Raw genomic sequence first — 15398 nt, 5'->3', positions numbered from 1 at the left:
GAGTAGAAATGGTAATGCCTGGTGATAACGTACAATTGACTATCAACCTGCATGCACCTATTGCGATGGACGAAGGTTTACGTTTCGCAATTCGGGAAGGTGGCCGTACTGTTGGCGCCGGTGTTGTTGCGAAAATTATCGAGTAATAAAGTTAAATTGTGTTGGCATGAGTTATACAGATTCATGCCAATTAATTTAGGCCAGTAGCTCAATTGGCAGAGTGGCGGTCTCCAAAACCGCAGGTTGGGGGTTCGATTCCCTCCTGGCCTGCCAACTTACAAGTGAATATGAAAAGTTCGAACGAAAATCAAAGTGCTACTAAAAATATATTTTCATGGATGTCTGTAGTTCTTATAACTGCAGCAGCTTTTTTTTGTACATATCACTACACTTTTTCAGGTCCCATCCAGTCAATAATATGGCTTGTATGGTTATTGCTGACTTTATTTTTTGCCTATATGACATCTGTAGGTAAACAAGTATTTAAATTTGCTCAAGAGTCAAAAGTTGAATTGTTAAAAGTCGTTTGGCCAACCCGTCAAGAAACGATACAAACAACAACTATTGTTATTGTTATGGTTGCCGTAACCGGATTTATACTCTGGGGAGTCGATTCAGTGATGATGTGGGCAATTGCTAAAATAACGCATTTAGGGTGAATTCGGTGGAAGAACACAAATCGAAACAATGGTACGTTGTACATGCCTATTCCGGGTACGAAAATTTCGTTATGCGCGAGATTAAATCACGTGCACAACACCATAATTTAGAAGAAAAAATTGGTGAAGTTGTTGTGCCATCAGAAGAAGTTGTTGAAATGCGTTCAGGACAAAAACGCAAAAGTACGCGTAAGTTCTTTCCTGGCTATGTATTAGTGAACATGGTTATGGATGATCAGACATGGCATATGATAAGGGCAATTCCACGTGTATTAGGTTTTATTGGTGGAACTAGTCAGACGCCTACACCAATTACTGATAAAGAAGCTCGTGCAATTATGCAGCGAGTTGAAGATGGTGTTACCAAACCAAGACCGAAGATTCTCTTTGAACCCGGTGAAGTGGTTCGAGTTAAAGAAGGTCCATTCGTTGACTTCAATGGCGTAGTAGAAGAAGTCAATTATGAGAAAAACAGATTAAGAGTAGCAGTCCTGATTTTTGGACGATCTACTCCAGTTGAACTTGAATTTAGTCAAGTAGAGAAAACTTAGTTCGCTAAGGTGCCCTGGATAAGTCTTAATAAACATCTAGTTTAGATAAGAGTTATCCAGGGCTATTTTGTGTAAAGAGGGGAGCTAGACATAAGAACAAGTAAATCCTTACTTTTTCAAAAAACTGGCGTATGACCCATAAGGAGTAAAGATGGCAAAAAAAGTAGAAGCATATATAAAGTTGCAGATTCCAGCAGGTAAAGCAAATCCAAGCCCACCAGTCGGTCCAGCTTTGGGTCAACGTGGTGTTAACATTATGGAGTTTTGTAAAGCCTTTAATGCTGCAACACAACAAATGGAACAAGGGTTACCTACCCCAGTTGTAATCACTGTATATAGTGATCGTAGTTTTACCTTTATTACTAAGACACCACCAGCTTCAGTTCTACTGAAAAAGGCTGCAGGTATTCAAAGTGGAAGTGGTACACCTAACACTAAAAAAGTGGCCAAGCTTAACGTCAAACAACTTGAAGAAATTGCGAAGATTAAAGAGCCTGATTTAACTGCAGCAAGCTTAGCAGCAGCAGTTAGAAGTATCGCAGGTACTGCTCGCAGTATGGGTATTGACGTTGAAGGTTTAGAGTAAGGGGGATGCCATGCCAAGAGTATCGAAAAAACAAAAAAAGATTTTAGAGACAATTAAAACAAACCATCTATATAGCGCTAGTGAAGCAATTAATCTTTTAAAACAATTTGCTTCAGCTAAATTTCGTGAGAGTTTAGATATAAGCGTTAATTTAGGCGTTGATCCTCGTAAATCAGATCAAGTAGTTCGTTCATCAACTAATTTACCTAAAGGTACTGGGAAAGTGGTCCGTGTAGCAGTATTTGCACAAGGTGACAACGCTACCAAGGCAAAAGATGCTGGCGCTGATATCGTTGGATTTGAAGATCTGGCTGAAAAAATTAAGGGCGGAGCAATGGATTTCGATGTTGTTATTGCAACACCAGATGCGATGCGTATCGTCGGTCAGTTAGGTCAGGTTTTAGGCCCAAGAGGTTTAATGCCAAACCCAAAAGTTGGAACTGTTACTACGAACGTAGAAGCCGCAGTTAAAGACGCTAAATCAGGCCAAGTACGTTACAGAACTGATAAGAATGGTATTATCCATTGTACTGTTGGAAAAGTAGATTTTACTGTTGAAGACATCATTGAAAATATTGTTGCTTTAATTAACGATCTTAAAAAAGCGAAGCCTTCTTCGTCAAAAGGTCAATATTTAAAGAAAATATCTTTATCTACAACTATGGGTCCTGGTATTGCTATTGATATTTCATCAATACCTGTGTAATATAACCACCCATTTTTAGGAATTCACGGCATAGATTTGGTTCCATGCCGTCGAAGACCGCAGGTGCGTACGCTTAATTTCCTGCGCAGACGGTGAACCGGCTCCAACTTAATGAAAGAGGCGGCCACCATAACTGGCAAATCCTTGTGATTTGTATAATTAGGAGGTCAGTAACGTGACATTAAATTTAGCTGCAAAAAAAGCTGTTGTTGAAGAAGTGACTGCGGTCGCCTCAAAGGCTATTTCGGCAGTAGTTGCTGATTATCGTGGTTTAACTGTTAATCAAATGACGCACTTACGTAGTGAAGCACGTAAATCAGGTGTTTATCTTCGAGTAGTAAGAAATACGTTAACAAGAAGAGCTTTTAAAAACACCGAATTTGAATGCTTGAATGACTTGCTTGTTGGCCCGTTATTCATTGCGTTGTCACTAGAAGCACCTAGTGATGCAGCAAGACTACTTAAAGAATTCACTAAGACATGCGACAAACTTGAGGTTAGAGCATTATCTGTAGGCGGAAAAGTATACAAAGCAGATCAAATTGATGCTGTTGCTAGCTTACCGACTCGTGATGAAGCAATCGCCAAGTTAATGTATGTGATGAAAGCGCCCGTTGAGAAATTTGTCAGAACTCTTGCTGAGCCTCATGCTAAATTAGTACGAACCTTAGCAGCGGTAAAAGATAAAAAAGCAGGTTAAAATCACCTTTAATCATTAAATTAATTTTAAATCAGGAGCTAGTAATGGCTGTGTCAAAAAATGATATTTTAGAAACCATAGCAAATATGTCTGTTATGGAAGTTGTTGAACTAATCGAAGCAATGGAAGAGAAATTTAACGTTTCTGCTGCCGCTGCTGCTGTTGCAGTTGCTGCTCCAGCTGCTGGTGCTGCTGCTGCTGAAGAACAAACAGAATTTACTGTTGTTATGACTAGTTTCGGTGCTAACAAAGTAAACGTTATTAAAGCAGTTCGCGGTATTACTGGTCTTGGCTTAAAAGAAGCTAAAGACTTAGTAGAAGGTGCTCCTTCAACAATTAAAGAAGGTGTATCTAAAGAAGAAGCTGCTAATATCAAGAAAGAACTTGAAGAAGCTGGTGCTTCAGTAGAAGTTAAATAATAAAGTTATATCAGTGAGATAGGACCCAGCCATGGTTTCATGGCTGGGTTTACGTGTTTGAAGTCATCAATAATTTACAGAGGAAACACCATGGCCGTTGCAGAAGCTAAACCTCAATATTCGCATGCTGAGAAAAAACGATTTCGCAAAAGCTTTGGTACGCAGGCCGATAAAATGGCAATACCAAATCTGCTTGAAATTCAACTCAAATCTTACAGGGATTTCCTTCAGGCTGATAGCAAGTCAAATGAACACTTTAATACAGGATTGCATGCTGCATTTTCTTCTGTATTCCCGATTGAAAGCTTTTCTGGCAATGCACGATTAGAATATGTTGGTTATAAGTTAGGCGAACCAGCATTCGATGTTCGTGAATGCAAATTAAGAGGTCTTACATATTCTGCACCATTGAGGGTTAAAATAAGACTTGTCGTTCTAGATAAAGACGCAAGCGAAGAACCTAAGCCAATTAAAGATATTAGAGAACAAGATGTTTTTATGGGTGAAATACCATTAATGACAGACGTCGGTACGTTTGTAGTAAATGGTACTGAACGGGTAGTTGTTTCTCAATTACATCGTTCTCCAGGGGTAATATTTGAACATGATAAAGGTAAAACCCATTCATCTGGAAAGTTATTATACTCTGCACGCATTATACCCTACCGTGGTTCTTGGTTAGATTTTGAATTTGATCCAAAAGATTGTGTCTATGTTCGTATTGATAGACGACGTAAATTACCAGTTAGCATTCTTTTAAGAGCTTTGGGATACGAAACAGAAGATATTCTGAGCGAATTTTTTGAAATGACAAGCTGCCATCTTAAAAATGGCGAATATCATATTGATCTTATCCCGCAACGTTTACGTGGAGAGATTGCTTCATTTGATATTCATGTTCCTGAGACAGGGGAACTAATTGTTGAACAAGGTAGAAGAATTACAGCACGCCATATTAAATTAATGGAAAAAAGTCAGATGAAAGATCTGATTGTGCCACGTGATTATCTAATAGGTAAAACTTTAGCAAAAAATATTATCGATACTTCTACCGGAGAGTTTATTGCTCAAGCCAATGATGAAGTTACTGATGAATTGCTTGATGTAATGGCTTCTAACGGGATCCACGAATTTGATATGATTTATACCAATGATTTGGATCATGGTTCTTATATATCAGATACAGTTAAAATTGATCCTACTTCAAGTCAATTAGAAGCTCTTGTAGAAATTTATCGTATGATGCGCCCAGGCGAGCCCCCAACTAAAGAGGCTGCTGAAGCTTTATTTAAAAATCTATTTTTTGTCGATGAGCGCTATGACTTATCTGCTGTCGGAAGAATGAAGTTTAATCGACGTGTGGGTAGAAAGAATGATGATGGTCCAGGTACTTTGACTAAAGAAGATATTATGTCAGTTATCAAGACACTAATTGACATAAGAAATGGTATTGGCATGGTTGATGATATTGACCACCTTGGTAACCGAAGGGTACGAAGTGTTGGTGAAATGACTGAAAACCAATTTAGAGTGGGCCTTGTACGTGTTGAGAGAGCTGTTAAAGAACGTTTAAGTCTAGTTGAGTCTGAAAATCTGATGCCTCAGGATTTGATTAATGCCAAACCTGTTTCTGCAGCAATCAAAGAGTTTTTCGGTTCAAGCCAGCTGTCACAATTTATGGATCAAGTTAACCCCTTATCAGGTGTTACTCATAAACGAAGAGTTTCTGCATTAGGCCCAGGTGGTTTAACACGTGAGCGTGCAGGATTTGAGGTGCGTGACGTACATACAACGCACTATGGTCGAGTCTGTCCTATTGAAACTCCTGAAGGACCAAACATTGGTTTGATTAACTCATTGTCTGTTTATGCTAGAACAAATGATTATGGATTTATTGAAACTCCATGCCGTAAAGTAATCAACGGTCGTGTTACTGATGAGATTGAATATCTCTCGGCTATTGAAGAAGTAGATCAGTATATTGCACAATCAAGCGTTGCTCTTGATAAAGAAGGTAATATCCTTGCCGATCTAGTTCCCTGTAGACATCAAAATGAATTTTCATTAACTACGCCCGATAATATTAACTACATGGATATTTCCCCGAAACAGATTGTTTCTGTAGCGGCTTCTCTAATTCCATTCTTAGAGCATGATGATGCGAACCGCGCTTTAATGGGTTCAAACATGCAACGACAAGCGGTACCTACTCTGCGCTCAGAAAAACCTTTAGTAGGTACAGGAATGGAGCGTATTGTAGCGTCTGACTCTGGAGTTTCTGTAGTAGCAAAACGAGGTGGAATAATTGATCTAGTTGATGCATCTCGTATCGTTGTTCGTGTTAATGATGATGAAACTACTGCGGGCGAAACCGGGGTTGATATTTACAACCTCACTAAATACTTCCGCTCAAACCAAGATACATGTATTAATCAACGTCCAATTGTAAATACCGGCGATATCATTCAAAGAGGCGATATCTTAGCTGATGGTCCCTGTACCGATATGGGGGAACTGGCTTTAGGTCAGAACTTGTTGGTTGCTTTCATGCCTTGGAATGGATACAACTTCGAGGACTCTATTCTTATATCCGAACGTATCGTACAAGATGATCGATTCACAACAATTCATATAGAAGAATTAACGTGTATCGCTCGTGATACTAAATTAGGTACTGAAGAAATTACTTCAGATATTCCTAATGTAGGCGAGTCAGCACTTTCTAATTTGGATGAGTCAGGAGTTGTGTACATAGGCGCTGAAGTTAAAGCTGGCGATATTCTTGTTGGAAAAGTTACTCCTAAGGGTGAAACACAACTGACACCTGAAGAGAAACTATTACGAGCTATCTTTGGTGAGAAGGCTTCTGATGTTAAGGATTCTTCACTTCGAGTTCCATCTGGAATGAACGGTACTGTTATTGATGTACAAGTCTTTACGCGTGATGGCTTAGAAAAGGATGCGCGTGCGAAAAGTATCGAAGAAGAACATTTGGCACGAGTTCGTAAAGACTTAGTTGATGAGCGACGTATTCGTGAAGAGGATATTTACCATCGTGTAGCAAATATTGTTCTTGATAAAGTAGCAACGGGTGGTCCAGGAAATCTGAAACCAGGCTCCAAAGTAAATCAAGAATATCTGGATAAAATAGGAAGAGACAAATGGTTTGATATCCGTCTCGAAAACGACGTAACAAGCCAACAATTAGAACAACTTTCAAAACAACTTGAAATGTTGTCTAAAGAAATGGAAAAACGTTTTAACGACAGTCGTAAGAAAATAATTCAAGGCGATGATTTAGCCCCTGGGGTGTTAAAAATTGTTAAAGTCTATCTTGCTGTGAAAAGACGTATACAACCAGGTGATAAGATGGCAGGTCGACATGGGAACAAAGGGGTTATCTCTATTGTAGTTCCTGTTGAGGACATGCCGCATATGGAAGATGGAACAGCAGTAGACATCGTTCTTAATCCATTAGGCGTACCATCTCGTATGAATATTGGGCAAGTTCTTGAAACCCACCTTGGATTAGCTGCAAAAGGGTTGGGTAATAAAATTGCTCAAATGCTTGATACAAAACAAAATGCGACTGAAATCAAATCGTTCTTGAAGAAGATATACAACCATGATGACGTACAACGCGTACATTTAGATTGTCTGAATGATGAAGAGATATTTAGATTGGCAGATAATCTACGCGCTGGTGTGCCCATGGCAACACCTGTTTTTGATGGTGCTTCTGAAGAAGAAATAAAAAGCATGCTGCAGCTGGCAGATTTGTCTTCTGATGGTAAAACCTACTTGACTGATGGTAGAACCGGAAACAAATTTGATAACCCAGTAACTGTAGGTTACATGTATATGTTAAAACTAAATCATTTAGTTGATGATAAGATGCATGCTCGCTCAACTGGCTCATACAGTCTAGTAACGCAACAGCCATTAGGTGGTAAAGCACAGTTTGGTGGACAACGCTTTGGGGAGATGGAGGTTTGGGCTCTCGAAGCTTATGGTGCAGCTTATACATTACAGGAAATGTTGACTGTGAAATCAGATGACGTTGGAGGTAGAACAAAGATCTACAAAAATATTGTCGATGGCGATCATCGTATGGACCCAGGAATGCCTGAGTCTTTCAACGTATTGTTGAAAGAAATCCGTGCATTGGGAATAGATATCGAACTCGAACACGATTAACTTTTTCAGCGATACATACTGATTAACCAATTTTTGGAGGCATAGACTTGAGTACTCTAAACGACGATCCAATGAATGAGCCAATGAGAAAAGCTCCTGTAATGAGCGATTTGCTCGGCATCCTTAAGCAACAGGGACAAAGTGAAGAGTTCGACGCAATTAAGATTGCGTTGGCTTCTCCTGAGCTAATTCGTTCATGGTCATATGGTGAAGTTAAAAAACCAGAAACAATAAATTATCGTACATTTAAACCTGAGCGAGATGGTTTGTTCTGTGCTAAAACGTTTGGCCCAGTAAAAGATTACGAATGCTTATGCGGTAAATACAAACGTCTTAAACATCGTGGCGTTATTTGTGAAAAGTGTGGGGTCGAGCTTGCGCTGGCTAAAGTACGTCGTGAACGTATGGGGCATATTGAACTCGCAAGCCCAGTTGCACATATTTGGTTCTTGAAGTCATTACCTTCCAGAATAGGTTTATTACTAGACATGACTTTACGAGATATTGAACGTGTTCTTTACTTTGAAGCGTTTGTTGTCGTTGATCCAGGAATGACTGAATTGGAACGTGGTCAATTACTGAATGATGAAGTGTATCTTGATGCAATGGAACAATATGGTGACGAGTTTGACGCACGTATGGGTGCCGAAGCAATTCGAGATTTACTCCGCCAAGTTGATCTGGAAGATGAAATCAAGAATTTGCGTGAAGAGTTACCAACTACCAGCTCTGAAACCAAAATTAAGAAAATCACAAAAAGATTGAAATTACTTGAAGCTTTTTATGAGTCTGGGAATAAGCCAGAGTGGATGATCATGGATGTATTACCTGTGCTACCACCTGATTTAAGACCTTTAGTTCCATTAGATGGTGGCCGTTTTGCTACATCTGATTTGAATGATTTGTATCGACGTGTTATTAACCGAAATAACCGTTTGAAACGTCTTCTGGATCTAAATGCACCAGATATTATTGTACGTAATGAAAAGAGAATGTTACAGGAATCAGTCGATGCTCTGCTCGATAATGGACGTCGTGGCCGTGCAATTACGGGTACCAACAAGCGACCACTTAAATCGCTAGCCGACATGATTAAAGGAAAACAAGGTCGTTTCCGTCAAAATCTGTTGGGTAAGCGTGTGGATTATTCAGGTCGTTCTGTAATTGTAGTTGGTCCGACTTTGAAACTGCATCAGTGTGGTCTTCCTAAGAAAATGGCTCTTGAGTTATTTAAACCATTTATATTCTCTAAACTTGAATTCAGAGGCCTAGCTACAACAATTAAAGCTGCCAAGAAAATGGTAGAGCGAGAAGAGTCTGTAGTTTGGGATATATTAGATGATGTGATTCGTGAACATCCTATCCTATTAAACCGTGCTCCTACTTTACATAGATTAGGTATTCAGGCTTTCGAGCCCGTGCTCATTGAAGGTAAAGCAATACAGCTTCACCCATTAGTTTGTACAGCATACAACGCGGACTTTGACGGTGACCAAATGGCGGTTCACGTGCCGTTGACTTTAGAGGCACAATTAGAAGCTCGCTCATTAATGATGTCTACAAATAACATCTTATCACCTGCGAGTGGTGAGCCAATTATTGTTCCCAGTCAGGACGTTGTACTAGGTTTATATTACTTAACTCGTGAAAAGGTTAATGCCTTAGGTGAAGGGAAAATTTTTGTTAGTGCCCAAGAAGCACAAAACTTCTACGAGTCAGGTCATCTTGATATTCATGCTAAAATTAAAATCCGCATGCCAAAAGAAGACGGAGAAGGTCACCATTTAGTAGAAACAACAGTTGGCCGAGCAATTCTTGCTGAGGTACTCCCTAAGGGTATGACTTTTGCTCAGATAAACCGTACTATGACCAAGAAAGTTATTACAAAGGTTATTGACACCTGCTATAGAAATTTTGGTTTGAAAGAAACTGTTATTTTTGCTGATAAGCTTATGTATACTGGCTTTAAGTATGCAACACGTTCTGGTGTGTCAATTGGTATTGAAGATATGGAAATACCTGATGATAAAGCCAGCATCATTGATCATGCTGATAACGAAGTTCGTGAAATCGAATCACAATTCCGTTCAGGTTTGGTAACCAATGGCGAACGTTACAATAAAGTAATCGATATTTGGTCTAGAACTAACGAATTAGTTGCTAAATCGATGATGACTAAAATAGCAACAGAAGAAGCTTTAGATGCAAAAGGCAATAAAGTTCGACAAGAATCATTCAACCCAATCTTTATGATGGCTGACTCTGGTGCGCGGGGTTCCGCAGCGCAAATAAGACAGCTAGCAGGTATGCGTGGATTGATGGCTGCTCCAGATGGCTCGATTATCGAAACCCCAATTACTGCGAACTTCCGCGAAGGTTTGAACGTATTCCAGTATTTTATTTCGACTCATGGAGCGAGAAAAGGTTTGGCTGATACAGCGTTAAAAACCGCTAACTCTGGTTACTTGACTCGTCGTTTAGTGGACGTTGCTCAAGACGTAGTAATTACCGAAGATGATTGCGGAGTTGACACTGGTATTTTAATGCAGCCTCTGATTGAGGGTGGTGATATCGTTGAACCGTTACATGAGCGTGTTCTAGGACGAGTCGTTGCTTCTGATGTTTATATCCCTAACCAAAGCGAACCGGTTGTTACGGCTGGAACGTTATTGGATGAAGAATGGGTTGAGAAACTCGAAAAACAAGGTGTGGACCAAATTATGGTTCGTTCACCAATTACCTGCCAAACCCGCTTTGGATTATGTGCTAAGTGCTATGGTCGTGATTTGGCTCGAGGTCATCTCGTTAATACAGGTGAAGCTGTAGGTATTATTGCTGCCCAGTCAATTGGGGAGCCAGGTACTCAGTTAACCATGCGTACCTTCCATATTGGGGGGGCTGCCTCTAGAGCAACTGCAGCGAATAATATTCAGATTAAAACGAAAGGGGTTATTCGTTTACATAACATTAAAACAGTTACTCACGAAAACAAAAACCTGGTTGCGGTGTCACGCTCTGGTGAAGTAACCATTGTTGATGAATTCGGGCGTGAGCGCGAGCGTTATAAGCTACCATATGGTGCTGTTATTTCAGTGCATGACAATTCACCGGTAGAGGCTGGACAAGTAATTGCTACTTGGGATCCTCATACCCACCCAGTTATTTCGGAAGTAACCGGATATCTGAAATTTGTTGATTTGATTGATGGTATTACCATGAATCGACAAACTGATGAGCTAACAGGCTTGAGCAACATCGTAGTTATCGATGCGAAACAACGAAGTGCAGCAGGCCGTGATTTACGTCCTATGGTAAAACTAGTCGCAGAGAATGGTGAAGATATTTATCTTGCTGGTACAAACGTTCCTGCTCAATACTATCTACCTGTAGATGCGATTGTTAACTTTGAAGATGGTGGTCACGTAGGTATCGGGGATGTTATTGCCCGTATTCCTCAAGAGCGTTCTAAAACTCGCGATATTACCGGGGGTCTGCCTAGAGTAGCTGATTTATTCGAAGCACGTAAACCTAAAGATTCAGCAGTTATGGCTGAAGTTTCAGGAATGGTTAGCTTTGGTAAGGAAACAAAAGGTAAGAGAAGATTACTTATTAATGTTTCTGAAGATCAATGTCATGAAGAATTGATACCCAAATGGAGACATATTTCTGTCTTCGAAGGGGAGCATGTTGAACGCGGTGAAATTATTGCTGAAGGTGCGCTCAATCCTCATGATATATTGCGCTTACTTGGTGTTGGTGCATTAGCGAATTACATCGTAAATGAAGTTCAAGACGTATATCGTTTACAAGGTGTAAAAATTAATGATAAACACATCGAAGTAATCGTACGACAAATGCTACGTAAAAGAGTTATTACTTTTGCTGGGGATTCTAAATTCTTGGCGGGAGAGCAGGTAGAAGAAAGCGTCTTATTGCAAGAAAATGACAAGCTTATTGCTGAAGAGAAGCAACCAGCCCGAGGCACTCCTATATTGTTAGGTATTACAAAGGCTTCTTTGGCAACTGAGTCATTTATTTCTGCTGCTTCGTTCCAAGAAACAACAAGAGTTCTAACTGAAGCTGCTGTAAGTGGTAAAGTTGATGATTTACGTGGTTTAAAAGAAAATGTTATGGTAGGTCGCTTGATCCCTGCAGGAACAGGTTATGCATACCATCAAAGCCGTAAGGCAAAAAGAGCTAAGGCTGCAGCCGGTGAGCACCCAGTGCATACCGTTACTGCAAGTGATGTTGAGCATGCGTTGAGTGAAGCATTAAACGCAGACAATCAAGAACACTAGTTCGGATTCGAAAACGGCAGATTAAACTTGACAAATCTGCCGTAGCTATATAGAATCCGGCCTCCTTATGCATTCGAAATAATCAAAAGAGACAGATCGGAGTTAAGTATAAATGGCTACTATTAATCAGTTAGTAAGAAAGCCTCGTGTGGACGTAAAAAAGAAAAGTAACGTGCCTGCACTGGAATCATGTCCACAAAGACGCGGTGTATGTACACGCGTTTACACTACTACACCTAAAAAACCTAACTCAGCTATGCGTAAGGTTGCTCGTGTACGTTTAACTAATGGATTTGAAGTTTCATCATACATTGGTGGAGAAGGCCATAACCTTCAGGAACACTCAGTTGTTCTAATTAGAGGTGGTCGTGTTAAAGATTTACCTGGTGTGCGCTATCACACTGTACGAGGTAGCTTAGATACCTCAGGTGTTAATGATCGTAAACAAGGTCGTTCAAAATACGGTACTAAAAAACCAAAAGATAAAAAATAACTGATTGTAGGAAATCGAAATGCCTAGAAGAAGAGAAGTCCCCAAAAGAGAAATTTTGCCAGATCCTAAACATCATAGTGAGTTATTAGCAAAATTTATCAACGTACTAATGGTTAGCGGTAAGAAATCTACTGCTGAAAAAATTATTTATGGTGCTTTATCCGTTATGGAAGAGCGCGTAAAGAAACTTAAAAAAACAGATGAAGATGAAGGTGAATCAGGTTCAAGTGGTTCAGCGACAGTTCTTCGTTATTTTGAAAATGCTTTAGATAATGTTCGCCCAAGCGTTGAAGTTCGTTCACGCCGAGTTGGTGGTGCTACATATCAAGTGCCAGTTGAAGTAAGAACTGACCGAAGCATTGCTTTAGGAATGCGCTGGATTGTACAGGCAGCACGTACTCGTGGAGAAAAGGGTATGATGCTACGTTTGGCTGGAGAACTAATGGATGCTTACGAAAGTAAAGGTTCTGCAGTGAAGAAACGCGAAGATACACATAAGATGGCAAAAGCCAACCAGGCGTTTGCACATTTTAGATGGAACTAATAGAGAGGTAATCCCGTGTCTACTCCATTAAAGTTATATAGAAACATAGGTATTGCAGCGCACGTTGATGCTGGTAAAACCACAACAACAGAGCGTGTACTGTACTATACTGGTATGTCTCATAAAATTGGTGAAGTTCATGACGGTGCTGCAACTATGGACTGGATGGTTCAGGAGCAAGAACGCGGTATTACCATTACATCAGCAGCAACAACGTGCTACTGGTCCGGGATGGACAAGCAGTTTGAGCCACATCGTATCAATATTATCGATACGCCAGGACACGTTGACTTCATGATTGAAGTAGAGCGTTCATTGCGTGTGCTTGATGGTGCTGTTGTGGTGTTCGATTCAGTATCTGGAGTGGAACCACAGTCTGAAACAGTTTGGCGTCAAGCAAACAAATATGGCGTGCCCCGTATTGTGTTCGTCAATAAGATGGATAGAATGGGTGCGAACTTCCTACGTGTAGTGAGCCAAATTAAACAAAGATTAGGTTCAAATCCTGTCGTTGTTCAATTGCCCATTGGTGCTGAAGAAGAGTTTAAAGGTGTTATTGACCTTATTAAAATGAAAGCAATTCATTGGGATGAAGAGAACAAAGGGATGACTTTTCAATATAAAGATGTTCCTGAAGATCTCAAAGAACAATGTGAAGAATATCGTGCTCTACTTATAGAAGCAGCTGCAGAAGCAAACGAAGACCTCATGGAAAAATATCTTGAAGGTCAAGAGTTTACTGAAGCAGAGATTAAGAAAGCGCTACGTCAACTGACTATTAGCAACCAAATCGTCCCTGTTTTCTGTGGTTCAGCATTTAAAAATAAAGGCGTACAAGCAGTACTAGATGGAGTGATTGAATATTTACCTTCTCCAACTGATATTCCTGACGTTCAAGGCGTTGACGAAGATGGTGAGCCAGCATCTCGCAAAACAAGCTATGATGCTCCTTTTTCTGCTTTGGCGTTTAAAATCGCAACTGACCCATTCGTAGGTACTTTAACCTATTTTAGAACTTACTCTGGTGTTTTAAAGAGTGGCGATACTGTTTATAACTCAGTAAAAGCCAAAAGAGAGCGTATAGGTCGTTTGCTTCAGATGCATGCAAATTCACGCGAAGAAATTAAAGAAGTAAGAGCCGGTGATATTGCTGCAGCTGTGGGACTGAAAACAGTAATGACTGGTGATACTTTATGTGATACTGAAAGTGTTGTCATATTAGAAAGAATGGATTTCCCCGATCCTGTAATTGCTGTCGCTGTGGAGCCAAAAACTAAGGCAGACCAAGAAAAAATGGGTATTGCTCTTGGTAAGTTAGCTCAAGAAGATCCCTCATTCAGAGTTCATACTGATGAAGAATCTGGACAAACTATTATTGAAGGTATGGGTGAACTTCATTTGGAAATTATTGTTGACCGCATGAAACGCGAGTTTAATGTGGAAGCTAATGTTGGTAAGCCTCAAGTTGCCTATCGCGAAACATTGAAACAACCTGTGGAGCAAGAAGGCAAATTTGTAAGACAATCAGGTGGACGTGGACAATATGGTCACGTTTGGTTGAAAATTGAACCTCAAGAACCTGGAAAGGGTTATGAGTTTATCAACGCAATAGTTGGTGGTGTTATTCCTAAAGAATACATTCCTGCGGTTGATAAAGGTGTTCAAGAGCAGATGCAAAATGGCGTTATTGCTGGATATCCAGTAGTGGATGTTAAAGTCACATTGTTTGACGGTTCATTCCACGAGGTGGATTCTAGTGAGATGGCATTTAAAATCGCTGGTTCACAATGCTTCAAGCAAGGTGCATTAAAAGCTAAACCTGTATTGCTTGAGCCTATAATGAGCGTTGAAGTCGTGACCCCTGAGGATTATATGGGGGATGTTATGGGTGACCTTAACCGACGTCGCGGTCTGGTTCAAGGAATGGAAGATTCACCAGCAGGTAAAATTGTTCGGGCTGAAGTTCCATTAGCAGAGATGTTTGGTTATTCAACCGATTTACGTTCTGCGACGCAAGGAAGAGCAACATATACAATGGAATTTAGTAAGTACGCGGAAGCACCAAATAACATTGCTGAAGCAATTATTAAGAAACAATAAAGTTAACGAGGTTATTGAAATGGCGAAGGAAAAATTTGAACGTAAGAAGCCACACGTAAATGTTGGCACGATTGGTCACGTAGACCACGGTAAGACGACATTAACAGCGGCTATTACCACGATTATGGCGAAGAAATTTGGTGGA

13 protein-coding genes and 1 tRNA gene are annotated in these 15398 nt (G+C 40.2%); all 14 read left to right on the top strand.

Annotated features, from left to right (window positions below; translation table 11 throughout):
- Positions 1-146: EF-Tu C-terminal domain-related protein (locus tag ACWTEW_RS02105; RefSeq protein ID WP_010654847.1), on the top strand; the 146-nt coding region annotated here is incomplete at its 5' end.
- Between the two features lie 51 nt (positions 147-197).
- Positions 198-273, top strand: a tRNA-Trp gene (locus ACWTEW_RS02100).
- A 14-nt stretch (positions 274-287) separates the two neighbouring features.
- On the top strand, positions 288-659 hold the full coding sequence (gene secE / locus ACWTEW_RS02095; protein WP_454783566.1) for a preprotein translocase subunit SecE: 372 nt from the start codon (positions 288-290) through the stop codon (positions 657-659).
- A 5-nt stretch (positions 660-664) separates the two neighbouring features.
- Positions 665-1210, top strand: coding sequence for a transcription termination/antitermination protein NusG (nusG, locus tag ACWTEW_RS02090; protein ID WP_454783565.1), 546 nt, complete (start codon positions 665-667; stop codon positions 1208-1210).
- 151 nt (positions 1211-1361) lie between these two features.
- Positions 1362-1796 (top strand): 50S ribosomal protein L11, encoded by a 435-nt coding sequence (gene rplK, locus ACWTEW_RS02085; RefSeq protein ID WP_010654844.1) that lies wholly within the window; start codon positions 1362-1364, stop codon positions 1794-1796.
- A 10-nt stretch (positions 1797-1806) separates the two neighbouring features.
- Positions 1807-2502, top strand: coding sequence for a 50S ribosomal protein L1 (rplA, locus tag ACWTEW_RS02080; protein WP_454783564.1), 696 nt, complete (start codon positions 1807-1809; stop codon positions 2500-2502).
- Between the two features lie 175 nt (positions 2503-2677).
- Positions 2678-3202: a 50S ribosomal protein L10 gene (gene rplJ, locus ACWTEW_RS02075; protein ID WP_110144188.1), complete on the top strand. Its 525-nt coding sequence runs from the start codon at positions 2678-2680 to the stop codon at positions 3200-3202.
- A 44-nt stretch (positions 3203-3246) separates the two neighbouring features.
- A complete protein-coding gene (rplL, locus tag ACWTEW_RS02070) occupies positions 3247-3621 on the top strand; it encodes a 50S ribosomal protein L7/L12 (RefSeq protein WP_454783563.1) in 375 nt (124 codons plus the stop codon).
- A gap of 90 nt (positions 3622-3711) precedes the next feature.
- Complete coding sequence (gene rpoB / locus ACWTEW_RS02065) at positions 3712-7818, top strand: DNA-directed RNA polymerase subunit beta (RefSeq protein ID WP_454783562.1); 4107 nt, start codon at positions 3712-3714, stop codon at positions 7816-7818.
- Positions 7819-7919: 101 nt separating this feature from the next.
- Positions 7920-12116 carry a DNA-directed RNA polymerase subunit beta' gene (gene rpoC, locus ACWTEW_RS02060; protein WP_454783567.1) on the top strand — a complete coding sequence of 1399 codons (4197 nt, stop codon included), beginning with the start codon at positions 7920-7922 and terminating at the stop codon, positions 12114-12116.
- 112 nt (positions 12117-12228) lie between these two features.
- Positions 12229-12609 carry a 30S ribosomal protein S12 gene (gene rpsL, locus ACWTEW_RS02055; RefSeq protein ID WP_010654837.1) on the top strand — a complete coding sequence of 127 codons (381 nt, stop codon included), beginning with the start codon at positions 12229-12231 and terminating at the stop codon, positions 12607-12609.
- Between the two features lie 19 nt (positions 12610-12628).
- Positions 12629-13153 (top strand): 30S ribosomal protein S7, encoded by a 525-nt coding sequence (rpsG, locus tag ACWTEW_RS02050; protein ID WP_454783561.1) that lies wholly within the window; start codon positions 12629-12631, stop codon positions 13151-13153.
- A 15-nt stretch (positions 13154-13168) separates the two neighbouring features.
- Complete coding sequence (gene fusA, locus ACWTEW_RS02045; protein WP_454783560.1) at positions 13169-15253, top strand: elongation factor G; 2085 nt, start codon at positions 13169-13171, stop codon at positions 15251-15253.
- 19 nt (positions 15254-15272) lie between these two features.
- A partial coding sequence (locus ACWTEW_RS02040) for a GTP-binding protein (RefSeq protein WP_264459337.1) occupies positions 15273-15398 on the top strand: 126 nt, incomplete at its 3' end.

This window comes from Legionella stuttgartensis (assembly GCF_977063405.2).
The sequence above is the reverse complement of the archived record's forward strand: the minus strand, read 5'-3'. Positions and strand labels throughout refer to the sequence as shown.

Bases quoted from the DNA above. Each gene is read 5' to 3' on its own strand.
- secE (WP_454783566.1), top strand. From the start codon at position 288: ATGAAAAGTTCGAACGAAAATCAAAGTGCTACTAAAAATATATTTTCA.
- rplK (WP_010654844.1), top strand. From the start codon at position 1,362: ATGGCAAAAAAAGTAGAAGCATATATAAAGTTGCAGATTCCAGCAGGT.
- rplA (WP_454783564.1), top strand. From the start codon at position 1,807: ATGCCAAGAGTATCGAAAAAACAAAAAAAGATTTTAGAGACAATTAAA.
- rplL (WP_454783563.1), top strand. From the start codon at position 3,247: ATGGCTGTGTCAAAAAATGATATTTTAGAAACCATAGCAAATATGTCT.
- rpoB (WP_454783562.1), top strand. From the start codon at position 3,712: ATGGCCGTTGCAGAAGCTAAACCTCAATATTCGCATGCTGAGAAAAAA.
- rpoC (WP_454783567.1), top strand. From the start codon at position 7,920: ATGAGCGATTTGCTCGGCATCCTTAAGCAACAGGGACAAAGTGAAGAG.
- rpsL (WP_010654837.1), top strand. From the start codon at position 12,229: ATGGCTACTATTAATCAGTTAGTAAGAAAGCCTCGTGTGGACGTAAAA.
- rpsG (WP_454783561.1), top strand. From the start codon at position 12,629: ATGCCTAGAAGAAGAGAAGTCCCCAAAAGAGAAATTTTGCCAGATCCT.